Origin of the sequence: Cytobacillus luteolus (assembly GCF_017873715.1) — a bacterium.
GTDB classification, from domain to species: Bacteria; Bacillota; Bacilli; order Bacillales; family Bacillaceae_L; genus Bacillus_BV; species Bacillus_BV luteola.
Window position 1 is genome coordinate 107492 of record NZ_JAGGKM010000003.1, and the last position, 19312, is coordinate 126803.

Annotated in this window: 22 protein-coding genes, 1 pseudogene and 1 riboswitch; of the genes and pseudogenes, 19 read left to right on the plus strand and 4 right to left on the minus strand. The window is 36.9% G+C overall.

What is annotated here, in order from left to right:
* Window positions 1-5 precede the first annotated feature (5 nt).
* The 5 genes from spoVAD (at window position 6) to lysA (ending at window position 4912) form a co-directional block, all read left to right on the plus strand.
* Entirely contained in the window at window positions 6-1025 is a 1020-nt protein-coding gene (spoVAD, locus tag J2Z26_RS08945; protein WP_193539601.1) for a stage V sporulation protein AD, read from the plus strand.
* Complete coding sequence (gene spoVAE / locus J2Z26_RS08950) at window positions 1025-1375, plus strand: stage V sporulation protein AE (RefSeq protein ID WP_193539600.1); 351 nt, start codon at window positions 1025-1027, stop codon at window positions 1373-1375. The genes spoVAD and spoVAE overlap by 1 nt, the downstream gene beginning before the upstream one ends.
* Before the next feature lie 5 nt (window positions 1376-1380).
* A complete protein-coding gene (gene spoVAEA, locus J2Z26_RS08955) occupies window positions 1381-1965 on the plus strand; it encodes a stage V sporulation protein SpoVABEA (protein WP_193539599.1) in 585 nt (194 codons plus the stop codon).
* Window positions 1946-3424 carry a spore germination protein gene (locus J2Z26_RS08960; protein WP_193539598.1) on the plus strand — a complete coding sequence of 493 codons (1479 nt, stop codon included), beginning with the start codon at window positions 1946-1948 and terminating at the stop codon, window positions 3422-3424. Before spoVAEA ends, J2Z26_RS08960 begins: the two co-directional genes overlap by 20 nt.
* 168 nt (window positions 3425-3592) lie before the next feature.
* Window positions 3593-4912: a diaminopimelate decarboxylase gene (lysA, locus tag J2Z26_RS08965; protein ID WP_193539597.1), complete on the plus strand. Its 1320-nt coding sequence runs from the start codon at window positions 3593-3595 to the stop codon at window positions 4910-4912.
* 247 nt (window positions 4913-5159) lie between these two features.
* On the opposite strand, the gene J2Z26_RS08970 is transcribed toward lysA, so the two are convergent.
* On the minus strand, window positions 5160-6044 hold the full coding sequence (locus J2Z26_RS08970) for a DUF1002 domain-containing protein (RefSeq protein WP_193539596.1): 885 nt from the start codon (window positions 6042-6044) through the stop codon (window positions 5160-5162).
* 246 nt (window positions 6045-6290) lie between these two features.
* Between J2Z26_RS08970 and J2Z26_RS08975 the strand changes: the two genes are divergently transcribed.
* From J2Z26_RS08975 to J2Z26_RS09000, 6 genes are all read left to right on the plus strand, one after another.
* The gene (locus J2Z26_RS08975) at window positions 6291-6725 is read left to right on the plus strand and encodes a peptidylprolyl isomerase (protein ID WP_193539595.1); all 435 of its coding nucleotides are present in this window, start codon (window positions 6291-6293) and stop codon (window positions 6723-6725) included.
* Window positions 6726-6940: 215 nt separating this feature from the next.
* Window positions 6941-7092: riboswitch (FMN riboswitch) on the plus strand.
* A gap of 211 nt (window positions 7093-7303) precedes the next feature.
* Entirely contained in the window at window positions 7304-8395 is a 1092-nt protein-coding gene (gene ribD, locus J2Z26_RS08980) for a bifunctional diaminohydroxyphosphoribosylaminopyrimidine deaminase/5-amino-6-(5-phosphoribosylamino)uracil reductase RibD (RefSeq protein WP_193539594.1), read from the plus strand.
* 2 nt (window positions 8396-8397) lie between these two features.
* Window positions 8398-9054, plus strand: coding sequence for a riboflavin synthase (gene ribE / locus J2Z26_RS08985; protein WP_193539593.1), 657 nt, complete (start codon window positions 8398-8400; stop codon window positions 9052-9054).
* A gap of 15 nt (window positions 9055-9069) precedes the next feature.
* Window positions 9070-10263, plus strand: a complete 1194-nt coding sequence (locus J2Z26_RS08990) for a bifunctional 3,4-dihydroxy-2-butanone-4-phosphate synthase/GTP cyclohydrolase II (RefSeq protein ID WP_209794331.1) — start codon at window positions 9070-9072, stop codon at window positions 10261-10263.
* A 32-nt stretch (window positions 10264-10295) separates the two neighbouring features.
* On the plus strand, window positions 10296-10766 hold the full coding sequence (ribH, locus tag J2Z26_RS08995; RefSeq protein WP_193539591.1) for a 6,7-dimethyl-8-ribityllumazine synthase: 471 nt from the start codon (window positions 10296-10298) through the stop codon (window positions 10764-10766).
* A gap of 196 nt (window positions 10767-10962) precedes the next feature.
* A complete protein-coding gene (locus J2Z26_RS09000) occupies window positions 10963-11316 on the plus strand; it encodes a GNAT family N-acetyltransferase (protein ID WP_193539590.1) in 354 nt (117 codons plus the stop codon).
* Between the two features lie 44 nt (window positions 11317-11360).
* Here the strand turns inward: J2Z26_RS09000 and J2Z26_RS09005 are convergent, their stop codons facing one another.
* Window positions 11361-11879 carry a DUF309 domain-containing protein gene (locus J2Z26_RS09005; protein WP_193539589.1) on the minus strand — a complete coding sequence of 173 codons (519 nt, stop codon included), beginning with the start codon at window positions 11877-11879 and terminating at the stop codon, window positions 11361-11363.
* A 144-nt stretch (window positions 11880-12023) separates the two neighbouring features.
* Window positions 12024-12116, minus strand: coding sequence for a YjcZ family sporulation protein (locus tag J2Z26_RS09010; RefSeq protein WP_193469315.1), 93 nt, complete (start codon window positions 12114-12116; stop codon window positions 12024-12026).
* 218 nt (window positions 12117-12334) lie between these two features.
* On the opposite strand from J2Z26_RS09010, the gene J2Z26_RS09015 reads away from it, so the two are divergent.
* The 4 genes from J2Z26_RS09015 to J2Z26_RS09030 all read left to right on the plus strand — a co-directional run bounded on the left by J2Z26_RS09015 (window position 12335) and on the right by J2Z26_RS09030 (window position 14731).
* Window positions 12335-13084, plus strand: a complete 750-nt coding sequence (locus J2Z26_RS09015) for a segregation/condensation protein A (protein WP_319638098.1) — start codon at window positions 12335-12337, stop codon at window positions 13082-13084.
* Window positions 13081-13680 carry an SMC-Scp complex subunit ScpB gene (scpB, locus tag J2Z26_RS09020; protein ID WP_227413850.1) on the plus strand — a complete coding sequence of 200 codons (600 nt, stop codon included), beginning with the start codon at window positions 13081-13083 and terminating at the stop codon, window positions 13678-13680. Before J2Z26_RS09015 ends, scpB begins: the two co-directional genes overlap by 4 nt.
* 97 nt (window positions 13681-13777) lie before the next feature.
* On the plus strand, window positions 13778-14197 hold the full coding sequence (locus J2Z26_RS09025) for a hypothetical protein (RefSeq protein WP_193539587.1): 420 nt from the start codon (window positions 13778-13780) through the stop codon (window positions 14195-14197).
* A gap of 45 nt (window positions 14198-14242) precedes the next feature.
* Complete coding sequence (locus J2Z26_RS09030; protein ID WP_193539586.1) at window positions 14243-14731, plus strand: YpuI family protein; 489 nt, start codon at window positions 14243-14245, stop codon at window positions 14729-14731.
* Between the two features lie 51 nt (window positions 14732-14782).
* On the opposite strand, the gene J2Z26_RS09035 is transcribed toward J2Z26_RS09030, so the two are convergent.
* Window positions 14783-15595, minus strand: coding sequence for a DUF2935 domain-containing protein (locus J2Z26_RS09035; RefSeq protein ID WP_193539585.1), 813 nt, complete (start codon window positions 15593-15595; stop codon window positions 14783-14785).
* Between the two features lie 440 nt (window positions 15596-16035).
* On the opposite strand from J2Z26_RS09035, the pseudogene J2Z26_RS09040 reads away from it, so the two are divergent.
* The 4 genes and pseudogenes from J2Z26_RS09040 to J2Z26_RS09055 all read left to right on the plus strand — a co-directional run.
* A pseudogene (locus J2Z26_RS09040) lies at window positions 16036-16662 on the plus strand (superoxide dismutase); the annotation flags it as partial.
* A gap of 148 nt (window positions 16663-16810) precedes the next feature.
* Window positions 16811-17962 (plus strand): D-alanyl-D-alanine carboxypeptidase family protein, encoded by a 1152-nt coding sequence (locus J2Z26_RS09045; RefSeq protein ID WP_193539583.1) that lies wholly within the window; start codon window positions 16811-16813, stop codon window positions 17960-17962.
* Complete coding sequence (locus J2Z26_RS09050; RefSeq protein WP_193539582.1) at window positions 17955-18554, plus strand: nucleoside recognition domain-containing protein; 600 nt, start codon at window positions 17955-17957, stop codon at window positions 18552-18554. Before J2Z26_RS09045 ends, J2Z26_RS09050 begins: the two co-directional genes overlap by 8 nt.
* The gene (locus tag J2Z26_RS09055) at window positions 18551-19081 is read left to right on the plus strand and encodes a spore maturation protein (protein WP_193539581.1); all 531 of its coding nucleotides are present in this window, start codon (window positions 18551-18553) and stop codon (window positions 19079-19081) included. The genes J2Z26_RS09050 and J2Z26_RS09055 overlap by 4 nt, the downstream gene beginning before the upstream one ends.
* Window positions 19082-19312 lie beyond the last annotated feature (231 nt).

Sequence of the window (19312 nt, forward strand, 5' to 3'; positions counted from 1 at the left end):
AAATTATGAGACTTGTCGGGAAACAAACATGGGTATATGAAAATGAACTCTATATAAATTCTTGTGGTACTTCAGTGGGTCCCAAAGAAGCTGCGGGTCCTCTAGGAAGTGTATTTGATGTAAAACATGATGACTTACATTGTGGTGAAGATAATTGGGAAATGGCTGAGAGGAGATTGATGGAACAATCAATAGATACCTGCTTAAAGAAAGTGAATCTCACACAGCAAGATATTGATTTACTTTTAGCGGGAGATCTTCTTAACCAAAATGTTACATCAAACTATGTTGCAAGGCACTTGCAAATCCCATTTCTATGTATGTTTGGAGCATGTTCTACTTCAATGGAAACACTCGCAATCGGTTCAGCCCTTGTAGATGCTGGATTTGCAAATAAACTAGTTGCTGCTACAAGTAGTCATAATGCAACGGCAGAAAGACAATTTAGATATCCTACTGAATATGGTGGGCAAAAACCAAGCTCAGCGACGTTCACAGTTACCGGTGCTGGTGCTGCTCTTGTGAGTAAAAACAAAGGACCAATAAAAATAACATCAGCAACAATTGGGAAAGTAAATGATCTTGGAATAACAAACCCTTTTGATATGGGCTCAGCAATGGCACCTGCTGCAGCAGATACGATAGCTCAACACTTCAAAGATTTAAATAGAACTCCTGATGATTTTGACCTAATTGTTACAGGTGATTTATCAAGTGTAGGAAGCCCGATTGTTAAAGAGTTACTAAAAGAAGAAGGATATGACTTAGGAACAAAGCATAATGACTGCGGGCTGATGATTTATTCACAGGGTCAAGATGTATTTGCAGGAGGAAGTGGGTGTGGTTGTTCCGCTGTTGTAACTTACGGTCATCTCGTAAAACAAATGATTCTCGGGAAATTAAATCGAGTCTTTGTTGTAGCGACTGGTGCACTTTTAAGCCCAACCATGATACAACAGAAAGAATCTATACCGGGAATTGCTCATGGTGTTGTGTTGGAGCGAGCTGAAGGGGGAGAGGAATAGTGGACTATTTATTTGCCTTTTTAGTTGGTGGTGGAATATGTGTCGTTGGACAATTACTATTTGACGTTGCAAAATTAACCCCCGCACATGTAATGAGTATATTCGTTGTTTTAGGTGCGATATTAGATGGCTTTGATTTATATGATAATTTGATTGAATTTGCAGGTGCAGGTGCAACTGTACCCATTACGAGCTTCGGCCATTCGCTCCTTCATGGTGCAATGCAACAGGCGGAACAGCATGGATTTATCGGCATAGGGATGGGGATTTTTGAACTCACTTCTGCAGGTATATCCTCTGCTATCTTATTTTCTTTCATTATTGCACTGATTTTTAAACCGAAAGGATAATCACAATGACAACCAGGAGAAGAAAGGTTATCTTAGTAACCGATGGAGATGAATATGCTTTAAAAACAATTGAGTATGTGGCTAAGGAGGTTAACGGAAGATGTATTTCAAAATCTTACGGAAATCCTACCACTATATCTGGACCTGAAATTGTAAAGCTGATTTTTGACGCTCCATATGATCCTGTATTTGTAATGTTTGATGATAGCGGCTTTCTTGGTGAGGGTGCCGGTGAAAGAGCGATGAAATATGTAGCTACACATGAGGATATAGATGTAATTGGGGTTATAGCAGTTGCATCTAAAACGCATCAGTCAGAATGGACGAGGGTAGATGTAAGTATTGATCGGTTCGGAGAATTGACCCATTATGGTGTTGATAAAAGTGGACTTGCCGAATTGGATGTAGGAAGGATAAATGGGGATACCGTTTACGTTTTAGATGAACTAAATATACCTTTAATTGTTGGTTTGGGTGATATTGGTAAAATGGCAGGGAAGGACCATATCCAAGTGGGGGCTCCTATCACCAAAAAGGCTGTTGAGCTTATCCTTGAAAGGAGTGGGTTTTATGACGAAAACACAAAGTAAGACACCTATTTCGGTGGAGGTACAAGAGAACAACGCCTATTTTAAAGAACATATTGGTATGGGCACTGGTAGCTTTGACATCGGTGTTCGTAAAATAAAAGTTGTTAATAAAGAAGTAAATGTCTATTTTCTAAATGGATTATGCGATACTGCCTATATTATTCAACTTCTAAAAGAATTGATAAATATTGATCCCAAAGGGCAGGAATCCACTCCTCATGCATTGAGTCTAATTGAAAATAAACTAGCACATCAGTCAGTATCTAAAGTGAAAAATTTAGATGAAACAGTGGATAAACTCCTATCAGGAGTAATTGTTTTTTTAATTGAAGGAGAAGATACCGGAATTGCTGTTGATGTCAGAAGCTATCCAGGCAGACAGCCTCAAGAGCCTGATACTGAGAAGGTTGTTCGAGGAGCACGGGATGGTTACACAGAGAATTTAATTGTTAATACTGGCTTAACACGAAGAAGGATTCGCGATGAACGGCTTAGAAATGAAATTCTTCAAATAGGTGAAAGGTCAAAAACTGATGTATGTATTTCTTATATAAAAGATGTAGCTGACCCCGGATTAGTAGAAGTGTTGAAAAAGGAACTTCAAGCAATCGAAATTGATGGATTAACGATGGCTGACAAAACAATCGAGGAATTCATCGTAAAACAAGGTTTTAATCCTTATCCATTGGTGAGATATACCGAGCGACCCGATGTCGCAGCAAACCATTTACTAGAGGGACATGTTATTATAATGGTAGACACATCACCAAGTGTTATCATTACTCCTACAACATTCTTTCATCATGTTCAGCATGCTGAGGAATATCGACAAGCGCCTGCAGTAGGTACATTTTTAAGATGGGTACGATTTATTGGAATAATGGCATCTATATTCTTACTACCTTTATGGTTTTTATTTGTAAAAGAACCATCTTTATTACCTGAGGTATTAAGCTTCATAGGTCCAAATGAAGAATCAAGTATCCCAGTTATTGTTCAGATTTTTCTTGCGGATATAGGAATTGAATTTTTACGGATGGCTGCAATTCATACACCAACACCACTTTCAACAGCTATGGGTTTGATTGCTGCGGCATTAATAGGACAAATTGCAATTGATGTTGGGTTATTTGTACCAGAAGTAATCTTATATGTTTCAATTGCGGCTATTGGTTCCTTTGCAACGCCTAGTTACGAGTTAAGTGTGGCTAATAAAATCATCAGGTTAGTACTACTAGTGTTTGTAGCTATATTTAAAACGCCAGGTTTTATTATAGCTTGCACGGCTTACTTATTATTTTTAGCTAGTATACGTTCTTTAAATACTCCATACCTATGGCCGTTTATACCATTTAATGCAAGTGCATTATGGCAAATCATTGTAAGAACGAGTGTACCAGGTGCAAAACTAAGACCAAGTATTGTTCACCCTCAAAACCAGCATAAACAACCAAAATAATACTGGTTGTTGCAACAAAATGTATGTTATGATAATGTAATTTAATAAAGTAAAGTGTAAACGTAAATGAACATAACAATAGATGATCTTTGGACAGTAATATCCGCTTAGGTTATTTCTGTCTTTTTCTAATTATAATTACCATGCATACGGAATGAGGGGAATTAATTGTATTTACACGGGACAAGTAAGGTTAATGGAAATGGACATTTAGAAATAGGTGGAGTAGATTCGGTTTCACTAGCTAAGAAATATGGCACTCCTCTATATGTATATGATATCGCCCTAATCAGAGAAAGAGCAAGAAGCTTTAGAGATACCTTTGAGAAGCTTAATATTAAGGCGCAAGTTGCCTATGCAAGCAAAGCCTTCTCAACCGTTGCGATGGTTCAATTAGTTGAGGAAGAAGGTCTTTCATTGGATGTGGTATCGGGTGGGGAATTGTACACTGCTTTATCAGCAGGGTTTCCAGCAGACCGAATTCATTTCCATGGTAACAATAAAAGCTATGAAGAATTAGAAATGGCAATTAAAAATAATATTGGCTGTATTGTAGTAGATAATTTCTATGAGTTATCTTTACTTGAGCAAGTATGCTTGGACAACCAAGTGAAAGTTCCAATCCTCCTTAGAGTGACACCAGGAGTTGAGGCTCATACACACGACTACATTACAACAGGGCAGGAAGATTCAAAATTTGGGTTTGATCTTCAAAATGGCCAAGCGGATACTGCTATCGAACAAGCACTTGCATCTACTGCTTTTAATGTTCTTGGAATCCATTCACATATAGGGTCACAAATCTTTGAAACAACTGGATTTGTATTAGCAGCAGAAAAAATGTTTAAGAAAATGAAAGAATGGAAGGATAAGCATGGTTTTATCCCAACAGTCCTTAATCTTGGTGGCGGATTTGGAATTAGGTACACTCATGAAGATGATCCAATTCCATTATCTCAATATGTTGAAGCAATCATTGAAGAGGTAAAGAAGCATTCCAAAGAGCTAGACATGGATATTCCTGAAATCTGGATTGAGCCTGGTCGTTCAATTGTAGGTGATGCAGGGACAACTCTTTACTCCATTGGCTCAAATAAAGAAGTACCAAATATACGTAAATACCTTTCCGTTGATGGTGGTATGACTGATAATATCCGACCTGCTTTATATCAAGCGAAATATGAAGCAGTCCTTGCAAACCGAGTAAATGATGGGAACGAGGAAACAGTATCTATCGCTGGGAAATGCTGTGAATCTGGAGATATGCTAATCTGGGATTTAGACTTACCAAAAGCGACTTCAGATGATATACTAGCCGTTTTCTGTACAGGTGCATACGGATACTCAATGTCAAACAACTACAACAGAATTCCAAGACCCCCAGTCGTATTCGTAGAAAACGGAGAAGACCACCTAGTAGTTAAAAGAGAAAGCTTTGATGACATTGTTAGACTAGATATGCCTTTAAAAGCTAAAGTGAAAAAATAAATATGCAAAAAAAAGAAGGATCTAGTAAAATCGATCCTTCTTTTTTATTAATTGGATATGGATTAAAAACCCAAGTATTTTTAAGAGTGGTTTGAACGAAAGGCACTTGACTCCTGCGGGAAATAGAGGAAAGGTCGAGACCCCACAGGCGCATTGCGCCGAGGAGGCTCGACTTCCTCCCCGCGGAAAGCAAGTGCCTGCAGTGAAAAGGAACGGACTATATTCAAATTTAGTACCTATATATCCTTTAATTAGTAGCTTCCGAGCTAAAAATAGCCTTAATAGCATCAATCAAACTAACTAGAAAATCCTGTAACTTTGATAGAAAAGTTTGTCCTTCCTCAGATCCAAGGAAATTTGTAATCTTTTCTTTTGCTAAATGCAATTGTTCATTCACTTGATTCCAATCAATATTAAGGTCCTTCATTTTATTAAACAGAGAAATTAGACTAGTAATCTCTGCTTCTGTTAAAGTAATCCCTAATTCCTTAGCAGCCGCTTCAATAATAGCACGAAGTTCTTCGTCTGTTTTTGGTGCATGTTGTGCAATCTGATCCTTAATTTTCGCCATTAGCGCAGCTGCTTCGTCAGCTCCAATTGACTTGCCAAGCTCAACGGTTTTAACCATTTCTTCATTTGCAATCTGCTTAACGTCCTCAGGAATAGCCTGATCGGAAGAAAGTTCATAGGCTTTAATAATTCCAGTTAAGGCAGCAGTACCTGATACTGGTATCGGAGCTGTAATATAAATAGACGCATCCTTAACCCCAGCTGTAATAAGAGCATTTGTAAACATATCATCAGTAATAGATGTAATATTATTAGTTTTTATCTCAAGACCAGACCCTGGAGCACCAATCGTAATGGCCGAAGAAGATAAAGCACGAGTCCCAATGGTAGCCTTTGGAATATATTGACCTAAGTATTTGTGTTCTTCCTCATTTGTAACAACAACCATTAGTGCATTCTCTGGTGCGTTCATTTCCTCTAGTAGCTTTTGTTTCTCATTTTCCTTCAAATCCTCTCCAAGCGTTACGATAACATCGCCTTCTGCAGCATCTGCCAAGCTTAGAGAAGGAAAGATAAGAGAGAATAGTAGAAGAAGTGAGAGTATACGTTTCTTGTTTAACATAATTTGTTCCTCCTTATAATTCCATGGACTTTACAACTTCTATTTTGATAGCATTACCCTCCATTAGAAAGATGGAAAAGTCCCATTATTCATTATACAACTAATTCTTTCAACAATGACAAGTTGTATACGTTAAATAGAAAATTTTATCACCTCTCTTTTAAGAAATTGGATTATTATTTTTTTATATAGTAGAATTAACTCGTTCAGTATATATTGACGAATAAAAATGCATGGAGGTTTCAAATGAAAAAAGCTAGCATTGAATTTGAAAATGGTGAAAAAATTGTTATCGAGTTATTTCCAAATGAAGCACCTGGAACAGTAGAAAACTTCGAAAAGCTTGCAAAAGAAGGCTTTTATGATGGGCTTACTTTCCACCGTGTAATTCAAGGATTCGTAGCTCAAGGTGGATGCCCAACTGGGACTGGTACGGGTGGACCTGGGTATTCTATCAAATGTGAAACAGCAGGAAATCCTCATAAACATGTGGCTGGTTCTTTATCTATGGCACATGCTGGTAAAGATACTGGTGGAAGCCAATTCTTTATCGTTCATGAACCACAACCACATTTAAACGGTGTACATACAGTGTTTGGACAAGTAGTTGAAGGAATGGATACAGTTCTTCGTATACGTCAAGGCGATGTAATGAAGGAAGTAAAGGTTTGGGAAGAATAATACAAATGAAAGCTTAACAAACACCTTGTTTGTTAAGCTTTTTTTAGTATAATTTAGCATGAGGTGAAGTAAGTGAATAAAAACAACTGGATTTTACTCGGGGTTTTAGGCGTAATTAGTCTTGCATGGGGAATAATTTATTGGATTTTTCTAGCACCAAATGTCTAAAATCGACAGGATAAAAATTGTTGTGGTATAATAACAAAAACTTAATATGTTTCCTTCGGGGTAGGTGAGATTCCTAACCGGCGGTGTTGTAAAGACTACTTTACTAAGCCCGTGACCCATTCTTGTCTCTGACGTCAAGAATGGCTGATTTGGTGAAAATCCAAAGCCGACAGTATAGTCTGGATGGGAGAAGGATTTATTACAGGTATTCAATGCGAAAATGAGTAGCAAATACTGTTTATTTGCTATGCGAAATTTTAGAAGCATTTGTCTGTACATATCATTTTTAAAAAGTACCCCTAGGAGAAAACGATCTCCAGGGTTTTTTTATTTTTAAAATGCCTTTCCAAAAAGTAAGGGTAAAACCTCGATTGTTAAATAGTTTTTAAACATATGAAAGAGGTGATCTAATGCTAGATGTAGATTATATGGATCTTGCTATAAATGTGGCCCGTGCAGGTATAGGTCAAACCTCTCCTAATCCTGTTGTTGGTGCCGTGGTCGTTAATGATAATCGTGTGGTTGGTATTGGGGCTCATTTAAGAGCAGGTGAACCCCATGCCGAGGTTCATGCGATTAGAATGGCCGGAGAAAAAGCGGTGAATTCAACTATATACGTCACACTTGAGCCTTGTAGCCATTATGGAAAAACTCCTCCATGTGCTGAGTTATTAATAAACAGTAAAGTGAAGCGGGTGGTCATTGCCACTACAGACCCTAATCCCCTTGTTGCAGGAAAAGGGATTAAACTTCTTAAAGATGCAGGCATAAGTGTAGAAGTTGGGGTTCGTAAAGAAGAAGCAGATGCTCTTAATAAAGTTTTTTATCATACGATGAGTTCAAAGCTTCCGTTTGTTACGTTAAAAGCAGCCATTAGTCTTGACGGCAAGATTGCCACATCTACAGGAGAAAGTAAATGGATAACTGGAGAAACAGCAAGATTAGATGTACATAAATTAAGACACCAGCATGATGCAATATTAGTTGGGGTCGGTACAGTGATTGCTGATAATCCAAGCTTAACAACACGTCTACCTAATGGTGGGAAAAATCCAATACGCGTTATTTTAGATACCTATCTGAGGACACCAATAGATGCGAAAATCGTAAATGATGGTGAAGCTGAAACAATCATCATCGTAAGTAATCAGGTTGAAGATAAAAAGAAAGACTTATATCAAACAAAAGGGGTTAAAATCCTCTCACTTGAAACAAAAAATATAGTGATTCGTGATGTACTTGCTTTGTTAAGTACACTTGGTATTACTTCAGTTTTTGTTGAGGGCGGGGCCCAGGTGAATGGTAGTTTTGTAAAAGAAAAGGCTGTAAATCAAGTTATCACATATATTGCCCCAAAAATAATTGGTGGTAACAATGCACCAGGTTCAATTGGTGGGAGTGGTTTTGAAAAAATGTCTGAAGTACTCCAATTGTCTATCGAATCGGTCGAACAACTTGGCGAAGATATTAAAGTGATAGCTGTTCCAAAGGAGCAAATATAATTATGTTTACTGGAATTATAGAAGAAATAGGTACTGTAAAAAACATATCGTCAACTGGTGAAGCGATTGTCATGAAGATTGGAGCTACCAAAATATTACGTGATGTAAACCTGGGTGACAGTATCTCAGTTAATGGTGTTTGTCTCACTGTGACATCTTTTGGTTCATCTGAATTTACAGTTGATATCATGCCTGAAACTGTTAGAGCTTCATCACTTAAATCTTTACAACGTAACTCCAAAGTTAACCTGGAAAGAGCAATGAGCGCAAATGGGCGCTTTGGAGGCCACTTTGTTTCAGGCCATGTTGATGGTATTGGTACGATCGTAAAAAAAGAACCTCAAGCGAATGCCGTTTACTATGAAATTGAAGTAGCAGATGCTCTTCGAAGGTATTTATTATTTAAAGGGTCTGTGGCTGTAGATGGTACAAGTTTAACTATCTTTGGTTTAACCGAGAAAACCTTTACGATTTCACTAATACCACATACGATGTCTGAGACTGTCTTGGGCTCTAAGGGTGTTGGAGAAATAGTTAATATTGAATGTGACATGCTAGGAAAATATTTAGAACAATTTGTACAGCGCGCAACAACACCGAATAACCATAGAAATTCATCGATAACTTCAAGTTTCTTAGAGGAGCATGGATACAAATAAGAGAGGATGAGCATAATGTTTGATCCAATTGAGGAAGCCATATATGAATTAATGCAGGGGAATGTTGTCATCGTTTGTGATGATGAGGATCGGGAAAATGAAGGTGACTTTGTTTCGATAGTAGAAAAAACAACGCCAGAGACAATAAACTTTATGATAAAGCACGGAAGAGGGTTGGTTTGTACACCAATTACAGAGGAATTGGCTAAAAAGTTAGACCTTAATCCAATGGTAAGTCATAATACGGACCCGCATGGTACTGCTTTTACAGTAAGTATCGATTACAAATCGACAACAACAGGCATTAGTGCTCATGAACGCGCAACAACAATTCAACAATTAATAAACCCTAATACAAAAGCAGTTGATTTTAAGAGACCAGGTCATATTTTTCCTCTTATCGCTAAACCAGGTGGAGTATTAAGAAGGGCAGGTCACACTGAAGCCGCGGTAGATCTTGCACGATTATGTGGAGCAGAGCCTGCTGGAGTTATATGTGAAATCATAAATGAAGATGGATCGATGGCCAGAGTACCTGATCTTCGAAAAATTGCAGATGAATTTAATTTAAAGATGATTACGATAAAAGATTTAATCAGTTATCGTAATCGCAAAGAAAAGCTTGTAAAAAGAGAAGTTGAAATTCAAATGCCAACAGAGTTTGGCGAATTTAAAGCAGTAGGTTATTCAAATGTTATTGATGGTAAAGAACATGTTGCCTTAGTAAAGGGAGAAGTGGACACTGAGAAACCAATTCTAGTTAGAGTTCATTCTGAGTGTCTTACTGGAGATGTATTTGGGTCTAATCGATGTGATTGTGGGCCTCAGTTACATGCTGCATTATCTCAAATTGAAAAAGAGGGAACTGGTATTTTACTATATATGCGACAGGAAGGCCGCGGTATCGGCTTACTTAATAAGATGAAAGCATATAAGCTGCAAGAAGAAGGCTATGATACAGTTGAAGCTAATGAGAAGCTTGGATTTGCTCCTGATTTAAGGGACTACGGTATTGGTGCACAAATCCTAAAGGACTTGGGTGTCACGAAAATGAAGCTACTTACCAATAACCCAAGAAAGATTACTGGTTTAAAAGGGTATGAGTTAGAAGTAGTGGATAGAGTCCCTTTACAAATGGAAGCTAAAGTTGAAAATGAAAACTATCTAAAAACAAAACATTCAAAATTAGGTCATATGTTTCATTTTTAAAAATACGGATTGGATAATTAGGAGGAAATAGAATGGGAAATTTATTTGAAGGTAATTTAGTAGGTACTGGTTTAAAAGTTGGAATTGTAGTTGCTCGTTTTAATGAGTTTATTACAAGCAAATTATTAGATGGAGCACTTGATGCGTTAAAGAGGCATGGAGTTCAAGAAGCAGACATCGATGTTGCTTGGGTGCCAGGAGCGTTTGAAATTCCGTTAATAGCAAAAAAGATGGCGATGACTGATAAATATGACGCAGTTATTACATTAGGTACAGTAATTCGTGGAGCTACAACACATTATGATTACGTTTGTAATGAGGTTGCTAAGGGTGTCTCAGCTACAATGCTTTCAACAGGAAAACCTGTAATATTCGGTGTTCTAACTACAGAAACGATTGAACAAGCGATTGAACGAGCTGGTACTAAAGCAGGGAATAAGGGATGGGAAGTGGCTGTTTCTGCTATTGAGATGGCTAATCTTTCAAGATCGATTACAAACTAACTTTAGAAAACAGCACATTCTATGTTTAAAATCTATAGGTAAATGGTTATAATGGGATTTTAGAAGTGTCTATGTTAATAATGACGAATGTCTATAGAAAAATACAGTAGAACATGTTAATCTATATAAAAATAAAGTCTTTGCTGAATAATGACTAATATATTCTAGAAAGTTTTTTCGATAATGAGGGATAAATATGTTAATTCGTTATAAAAAGAATTATGAAAAGATTGCGATGGGTCTTCTTTCGTTTATGCCAACTGAAAAAGAGTTGAAAAAGTTACAGCAAACAATGAAGGAATATGAGACAGAAGATTCAAAACAACTGTTTCTGTGGAAGGAAGAAGATATCACAGGAATTATCGGAATAACAATTCTTGAAAATGGTGATGCCATCATTCAGCATATCAGTGTTAATCCATCACACAGACATCAAGGAATTGGCAAAATGATGGTGAAGGCGATTAAGGACTCGTTACCAGGTAAAGTTGTAACATCAAATGAACATACGGCTTCTTTCTTAGAGAAATGTGAAGTAGAAGGTTGCTAGTTATATAAGTGAATGAAATTAAAAAAGGTAAGACTCATTGAGTCTTACCTTTTTTTCTTAATCTCCATTTGTCTATCTCGTTCTTCAATCACATCACTGCGATCTCTCAGTTTATGTTTGTTTATGATGTATTCATCTGTGGGAGCATTGGTTAATCCCCATTGAAGTCCTTGTTTCTTGCAGTTTTGGATACAATCGGTCAAGAGATTGTTATCAGTAATTGGTAAGTTAATAGAGGTGTATGGTTTCTTTAGTTTGATTTCAGAGAGCCGTTCTTCCAGAAGAGTAATCAGTTTTTGATAATCTATACCAAGTTTTAAAATCATTTTCTCTTCGGTTTTAATGATGGATAATGAATTTTTGATCATACGATAGGCTCCGGAAAAGTTTTCTCGACGTTGGTGATATAAACCAACTGCCAACTGGATTAACCCAACCCAATATTGCTTGCGTTCAGGTGGAGCATCCTCTTTCCAATACTCCTCTAAAACCTCATGACACTCAAAATAGTCTCGGTCTCCATGGAAATGAAAGAGAAATTGACGATATGCTTCTGGGTACATTGAATCTCTCCTTTTTATTATGTAACTTCATTTTATCATAATTTTGTAACAAACCGTTTGTACAGACTATCCTTTACTATAATTTAAAACAAAAAGTGCCCACTAGTCGTTGTGGGCACTTGCTATTTTTAATTTAATCTCGGTTTAGTACCAAGAAGCACCTACAATAATTAATAAAATGAATAATACTACAATTAACGCGAAACCGCCGCCAAATTTATATCCAGTGTCTCCCATGTTGAAATCCTCCTTTAAAAACTTTTGTATTACAGTGTTATATTATGTACCTAGTAGCTAGGTGTGTGGGCGAGTGTCCCGGTACAAAAGAAAAATCTAGATCCTTCTCTGTGAAAGCCAAAAAAATACTATTGGACAAGCTATTAATATGTTCTATACTTAGAAAGTATAGTGTATTTTTATTTATCATTACGTTTATTAGTTTGGTGGGGTTATGTGTGCAATACAGTGTAAAAATAGATGCTTTTGAAGGGCCATTGGACCTTTTATTACACTTAATAAATCGATTAGAGATTGATATTTACGATATACCTGTAGCGAAAATTACTGAACAATATATGTATTACATACAGGCTATGCAAGAACTAAAGCTCGATGTAGCAAGTGAATATTTAGTAATGGCAGCTACTCTTCTTGCGTTAAAAAGCAAGATGCTTTTGCCAAAAACTGAAGAAGAGTTAATAGATGATGATCTTGAATTACAATTAGAGGAAGACCCAAGAGAAGAACTTATGAGGCGACTTATCGAATATCGTAAATACAAGGAAGCTGCCAATGACCTTAAAGTGTTAGAGGAAGAGAGAGGTCAGGTATTTACTAAAGCCCCAAGTGATTTAAGTGAATTTACGGTCGAAGTAAAAGTGGAAAGTCACCCTCTAGATGTTAGCTTGTACGATATGCTAGGTGCTTATCAAAAACTGTTACGAAGAAAGAAACTTCAAAAACCACTCCACACTAAGATTGCCCGCCAGGATATTTCGATTGAAAGAAGAATGGACGAGATACTAGAGGAGTTAAGAGGAATTTCGGGTAGGATTAGCTTTAATGATCTGTTCCCTTATCATGACAAAGTCCATACAGTGGTAACATTTTTGGCGATTCTTGAACTTATGAAAAAAGATGTAATAAAGATTGAACAAGAAAATAACTTTGCAGATATTATGATCTCAGGTAAGGAAGGAAGATGATTGCTGGTATGGTTGTTCAGTGGAAAGCGATCGTTGAAGGTTTATTGTTTGCTGCGGGCGATGAAGGTCTTACTCTAAAGCAACTTGCAACAGTAATTGACGTTGAAGAGTCAATTATTCAGGATATTGTTAGTGAATTAAAGCTAGATTATGAAAATACAGACAGAGGAATTTGCTTAGTTGAAGTAGCTAATACATTTCAATTAACAACTAAAAAAGAGCATGCTGTTTACTTAAAAAAACTTGTAGAATCTCCTACCTCTACTACACTTTCACAGGCAGCCCTTGAGACGCTGGCTATAATCGCCTATCGTCAACCAATCACAAGAGCAGAAATTGAAGAAATTCGGGGAGTTAAGACAGAACGTCCTCTGCATACACTTACAGCCAAAGCGTTAGTAAAAGAGGTTGGACGTGCAGAAGGAACTGGTAGAGCGATCCTTTATGGTACAACTAAAGAATTTCTTGAGTATTTTGGATTAAAAACGATTCAAGAATTACCTCCATTGCCTGATAAAGTGGAAGAAGATTCTGGTCAGGATGAAGCAGATTTGTTTTTTGGGAAATTTCAAGATACACTAGAAGGCATTAATTAGTATAACAAGAATTTTATGGATATGTTAAGATAGACTTAGGTGAGGAAAATTCTCATTGAAGTAGATCAGATAAACTTAGGCTACTAGAGGTGGAAGAATGTTAATCAAACAATGCAAAGGATACGAGTTAGAGAAGGCACAATCCAATACATCTGAAGATTTTTTTAATCGCTCAGAAGTAACGTTTTCTGTAAATGGGGAAGAACGAACATTTCACTTATTGTATATTCGTTATTTTGATGAAGTTTTTTCACAGTTTACTCCCTATGAAAGTGACCCAGTCTTTACTGTTGGTTCCACAAATATCGAATTTAAAGACATTGTTGGATTGGTATGTTTATTAAAAAATCCTGGTTTTCAAAATCGAAAAAGAGTCTATATTAATACTCAAAAAGAGTTTGAAGAATATTTTAAAGATATCGAGTTTGATAAACTACCAGAAATTTTTGAGAGTATCATGAGATCAGGAAGTTATGAATTGAAGTCTCCATTAAGTTTTATTGTACAAACCCAGTAATCAAGAAAAGTTGTAAATAACCAATTAGGTGATGGGGGAGATTAGATGGGAAATTCAATGGTTAAGACTCAGACTGAGCAGGTAAAAGAATTTTTAAAATCGACTGTTACGATCGTTAATAATTATTTAAATGAAACGACTCTTCCTTCATTGCAGGCAGAAACAGATGGAGATGAAGAGTATTATAGAACCTTATTATCTACAGTTAGAAGATTATCAGTTTACTGTGAAGAAGGACTTGATGCTTGTAATGTAGTGTTATCTACTGAGCCTTTTAGAAAAGGTGCGGCAGAACAGACACTTTATAAAATTTACCACCAATGTATAGAGGAGTTTTTTGCTCCTAAGTCTGATATTTGGTATGAAGATAGCCGGGCAGCATATACAGGTAAAAACGCGATTACCTATAGAAAGCCAATGCCGGCATCAATCCAGAGTTTAATTGCTTCCTTAGAAGGCGGGTTCCAAACGACAAGAGAAGAATTGGAATTTTATGAAACAGACTATCGTACTAAAATGTTACAATCAAAATAACTAAAAAGAACGGAGAAAGTATCTACAATACTTTTTCCGTTCTTTTTTTAATTAGGACTTAGTTCGGGGTTGAGTAGGGTCACAATCTGGAGGGCTCACTTCTCTTGTTGTTTCTGCAAGCTTGTGAAGATAATAACACTCTTCACGTGCCATATGGTCTGCCATTAAAGGCTCAAGAATTCCAAGTGATTCCTTAGTAAGTTCCATCTCTTCAAGTTCTCTTAAGAAGCTTTTAAATAACTTCATTTCTAGTTCAACTTGATTATTGAATCGTGATAGCGCAGGAAATTGAAACTGTTGTGTACGTAAATATCCTACCAGTTCAACTGCCTTCAAGTAAAAACTCTCCCATTTCTTAGTAAACTCATGACCCTTTTCACGCAGTTCCTTTTCTACCCTATCCAAATTATCATGTATGGCACCAGCATGACCTGCAGCATCAAGCAGCCATAGTAAATGATGGTGTAGAGGGTGAGAAGGTGGTACCTGCTTCCCTTCGTCTAGAAACTTTACCACCCTTAACCACTCATCCAGCTCGTTAACCATATGATTAATGAATGTTGGTGGCAACATAATTTTAATTTTACCCACGAGGTGAGCCTCAAGTAGGTCCAATTTATATACTCGAAACTGTTCGCTATTCATTTTAGCTTCTTTAATCGTCTGATAAAGTTCATTACCACCTAGTGGTTGCCTTGCTTTTGCTAGGAGACTATCAAATTTCTCCTTGAAATGTTTAGCTATTTCAATTCGCTTCGTTTCACTTGGTGCTAACGAATCATGAATGAATCGACTATGATCCCCTAATATCTGCAGCCAAAACCTTAATTCGAAAAGAGACTCTTCTCGATAAGCTTGATTCATCATAAACCTCCTTATGTATGGGTCATATAAAGATATATATGATTTATTCATATGAAGGATGTTCTTTCGACTTAAAATTCCAGAAGTTATTGAACTTTTTATCTTCACCTTACCAGGGCGTTTGCATATGATAATGTCGATTATGTGTAAGGAGGAACAAGATGACTGAAACCATTTATTTTAATTATGTTCAAGAGGTTATTCACTGGGGGAAAGGTATCCTTGAGTTTATTGAGGATCAGCGTGGAGAAGAAAACAACTATGAAGAAATCAGAGAAAAGCTTAAAGGACTACTTAGTGAATTAGAAATTATTGATGTAAGCAACCACCTTTCAAAGGAGTTTATCGAAAGTCTTCAAACTGAAGTAGATAAGTTGTTTTTAGAATTAAATGGATCCACTGATCCTTCTATTACGAATGAAGAACGGCAATCATCAGGTAGGGTTGAAATTGGAGGCCATAGACTACCACCTTTACCTTATGAATATAATGCTTTAGAGCCTTATATTGCTGAAGAAATCATGAAGTTACACCATCAAAAGCATCATCAAAGCTATGTGGATGGCTTAAATAAGGCAGAAAAAATGATGGCGAACGCAAGAAAAACGGGTGATTTTGATTTAATTAAACATTGGGAAAGAGAAGCTGCCTTCCATGGTTCGGGGCACTATCTTCACACTATTTTCTGGAATATTATGAAACCAGACGGTGGAGGACAACCAAGTGGTTCATTATTAAGGCAGATCAACATGGATTTTGGTAGTTTTGCAAACTTTAAGAAGCATTTTACAGAAGCTGCTAATAAGGTAGAGGGTGTTGGTTGGGCAATTTTAGTATGGGCACCACGCGCACATCGCTTGGAAATACTGCAATCTGAAAGGCATCAACTAATGACTCAATGGGATACAATTCCTTTATTAGTGCTAGATGTCTGGGAACATGCCTACTATTTACAATATAAGAATAATCGAAAAGAATATGTAGATAACTGGTGGAACGTTGTTAATTGGAACGAGGTAGAAAAACGCTTTAATGCAGCCTCTAACCTACGTTGGCAACCGTATTAATTAACCGAGCTACTTGGTAGACAATAATTTATTTTAAATAATTGTCACTGAGTGGCTTTTTTATTTGCTCTTGAAATCTATTTTTTGATTCATATTACACTATATCCTGCATAAACTTGTACAAACAATACTAGAGGACGGGGATAAAATGACACTACCTACAAGGAGCTTAATCATGGTAACAATCATTATGATTATGTTATCATTTTTGCCCCAAAAGATGAGTGCGTTTGGTGATGTTAGTGCCAGAAGTGCAATCCTTATAGAACAAGAGTCTGGAAGGATACTATACTCAAAAGATATTCATACTGAACGTAGAATCGCAAGTATAACTAAAATTATGACTGCTATTTTGGCTGTTGAATCAGGAAAGATGAAGGAAATTGTTAAGGTTAGTGATAGTGCAGTTCGTACCGAGGGTTCATCTTTATATTTACAACCAAACGAAAAAATTAAACTAGAAAACTTAGTATATGGACTGATGTTAAGGTCAGGAAATGACGCTGCAGTAGCCATTGCTGAACATATCGGAGGAAGCTTAGAGGGCTTCGCTTTTCTAATGAATCAAAAGGCCGCTGAAATCGGTATGCTTAATACTGAATTTGCAAATCCCCATGGACTTGACGATCACGAGAATCATTATTCAACAGCTTATGATATGGCATTACTTACTAGATATGCGATGAATAGTGAAGAATTCAAGAGAATATTTGGAACAAAAGTGTATCGTGCACCTAATCCTAATGAAAAATGGGACAGGATATGGAAAAACAAAAATAAATTACTAACAGGGCTTTATTCATATAGTACTGGTGGGAAAACCGGTTATACAAAGTTAGCCAACAGAACACTAGTCTCGACAGCTTCAAAAGATGGACTAGATTTAATTGCTGTAACGATTGATGCTTCAGACGACTGGAATGATCATATCCATTTGTTCAATACAGGGTTTAAAAACTACCAATTAGTAAAACTAGTTAAAAATGGTCATATAAAGAGCATAAATGATCCTTTTTATAAAGATAAAGTAAAAGTAAATAGGGATTTCTCTTACCCATTAACACTTTCAGAAAAAAGGCAAGTTAAGCTTTCTCTCACTCTAATTGATTCAAAGAAAAAGGGGTGGGAGGATGGAAATGAGGTTCCTAGTATTGTAGGTAAAATGATTATAAAAATGGGTAATGAGCACATTGGTGAGTTACCATTGTATTTCGAAAAAGAAGTGGAAAATGAGAAGTCGTTTTGGTCAACTATTAAAAATCTATTCTTAATTATGTTAGGTGTCGAAAATTATGGTTAATATTATTTGGGTTGCAATGACAATAGTCGGTATTCTTTTCGCATTAATTAATGGAACAATTGAAGAGGTAAACAAAGCAGTATTTAAAGGTGCTGAGGATGGAGTAACAATTAGTATCGGGCTCATTAGTATTCTAGTATTCTGGTTAGGGTTAATGAAAATTGCCCAAGCCTCTGGTTTGTTAGAAAAACTATCAAGACTTTTTCGTCCATTTGTAAGAAGACTTTTTCCTGAGGTACCTGTAGACCATCCTGCCATGGGTTATATGCTATCGAACATGATTGCTAATATGTTTGGTTTAGGAAATGCTGCAACACCGATGGGGATAAAGGCAATGGAACAGCTAAAGGAGTTAAATGGAGGAAGCTCAGAGGCTAGTCGTTCAATGATCACTTTTTTAGCAATTAATACATCAAGCTTAACTTTAATCCCTACAACGGTAATTGCTATACGTCTGACATATGATTCAGCAAACCCAACAGAAATTGTTGGAACAACACTAATCGCAACCTTGTGTTCAACCATAGGAGCAATTATGATTGACCGCTTCTTTTATTATAGGAGAACCAGAAAAGGAGGTAAAAAGAAATGAGTATCATTAGTTCTATCTCCCTTTGGTTAATTCCTATAATCATCGGTTTTATGCTGATTTATGGGACAATCAAGAAAGTACCTACATATGAGACCTTTGTAGAAGGGGGAAAAGAAGGAATCAAAATAGCATTTTCGATTATCCCTTTTTTAGTAGGTATGTTAGTGGCAATTTCTATATTTCGTGCCTCGGGGGCATTAGAATTTTTTGTTGGGCTAATTAGACCTGTTCTAGAAGCGATTGGGGTACCTGCTGAAATTGTCCCTTTAGCTATCATCCGTCCAATCTCAGGAACTGCCGCACTCGGAATGACATCAGATATCATTGCGACATACGGACCAGACTCCTTCATAGGTCGCCTAGCATCAACTTTACAAGGAAGCACTGATACCACTTTCTACGTATTAACCGTTTACTTCGGAGCAGTAGGCATAAAAAAAATGGGAGACGCCCTAAAAGTCGGACTATGGGCAGACCTACTAGGAATCATCGCAGCAGTAACAGTCGTAACACTTATGTTCGGATAAATCACTTGGACTCACTGTCTAAGTGATTTTTTTATTTATAATTTTTCTTAGTAAAGTTTGGACTTATTTCAAACGCTAAGTGGATTGGAGCGGAAGACACTTGACTCCTGCGGGAACTGAGGGAAGTGCGAGACCCCACAGGTGCATAGCACCGAGGAGGCTCGCATCCCTCCCCGCGGAAAGCAAGTGTCTGCAGCGGAAAGGAACGGTCAGGGTTCGAAGTTAAAAATA

Excerpts from the sequence above, each read along its gene's own strand:
- J2Z26_RS09050 (WP_193539582.1), top strand. The coding sequence starts at position 17,955 with ATGGTTAATATTATTTGGGTTGCAATGACAATAGTCGGTATTCTTTTC.
- spoVAEA (WP_193539599.1), top strand. The coding sequence starts at position 1,381 with ATGACAACCAGGAGAAGAAAGGTTATCTTAGTAACCGATGGAGATGAA.
- ribH (WP_193539591.1), top strand. The coding sequence starts at position 10,296 with ATGGGAAATTTATTTGAAGGTAATTTAGTAGGTACTGGTTTAAAAGTT.
- ribD (WP_193539594.1), top strand. The coding sequence starts at position 7,304 with ATGCTAGATGTAGATTATATGGATCTTGCTATAAATGTGGCCCGTGCA.
- spoVAD (WP_193539601.1), top strand. The coding sequence starts at position 6 with ATGAGACTTGTCGGGAAACAAACATGGGTATATGAAAATGAACTCTAT.
- J2Z26_RS09000 (WP_193539590.1), top strand. The coding sequence starts at position 10,963 with ATGTTAATTCGTTATAAAAAGAATTATGAAAAGATTGCGATGGGTCTT.
- ribE (WP_193539593.1), top strand. The coding sequence starts at position 8,398 with ATGTTTACTGGAATTATAGAAGAAATAGGTACTGTAAAAAACATATCG.
- J2Z26_RS09055 (WP_193539581.1), top strand. The coding sequence starts at position 18,551 with ATGAGTATCATTAGTTCTATCTCCCTTTGGTTAATTCCTATAATCATC.
- J2Z26_RS09045 (WP_193539583.1), top strand. The coding sequence starts at position 16,811 with ATGACACTACCTACAAGGAGCTTAATCATGGTAACAATCATTATGATT.
- J2Z26_RS09035 (WP_193539585.1), bottom strand. The coding sequence starts at position 15,595 with ATGAATCAAGCTTATCGAGAAGAGTCTCTTTTCGAATTAAGGTTTTGG.
- scpB (WP_227413850.1), top strand. The coding sequence starts at position 13,081 with ATGATTGCTGGTATGGTTGTTCAGTGGAAAGCGATCGTTGAAGGTTTA.
- J2Z26_RS08960 (WP_193539598.1), top strand. The coding sequence starts at position 1,946 with ATGACGAAAACACAAAGTAAGACACCTATTTCGGTGGAGGTACAAGAG.
- J2Z26_RS09030 (WP_193539586.1), top strand. The coding sequence starts at position 14,243 with ATGGGAAATTCAATGGTTAAGACTCAGACTGAGCAGGTAAAAGAATTT.
- J2Z26_RS08975 (WP_193539595.1), top strand. The coding sequence starts at position 6,291 with ATGAAAAAAGCTAGCATTGAATTTGAAAATGGTGAAAAAATTGTTATC.
- J2Z26_RS09005 (WP_193539589.1), bottom strand. The coding sequence starts at position 11,879 with ATGTACCCAGAAGCATATCGTCAATTTCTCTTTCATTTCCATGGAGAC.
- J2Z26_RS09010 (WP_193469315.1), bottom strand. The coding sequence starts at position 12,116 with ATGGGAGACACTGGATATAAATTTGGCGGCGGTTTCGCGTTAATTGTA.
- J2Z26_RS09025 (WP_193539587.1), top strand. The coding sequence starts at position 13,778 with ATGTTAATCAAACAATGCAAAGGATACGAGTTAGAGAAGGCACAATCC.
- J2Z26_RS08990 (WP_209794331.1), top strand. The coding sequence starts at position 9,070 with ATGTTTGATCCAATTGAGGAAGCCATATATGAATTAATGCAGGGGAAT.
- J2Z26_RS08970 (WP_193539596.1), bottom strand. The coding sequence starts at position 6,044 with ATGTTAAACAAGAAACGTATACTCTCACTTCTTCTACTATTCTCTCTT.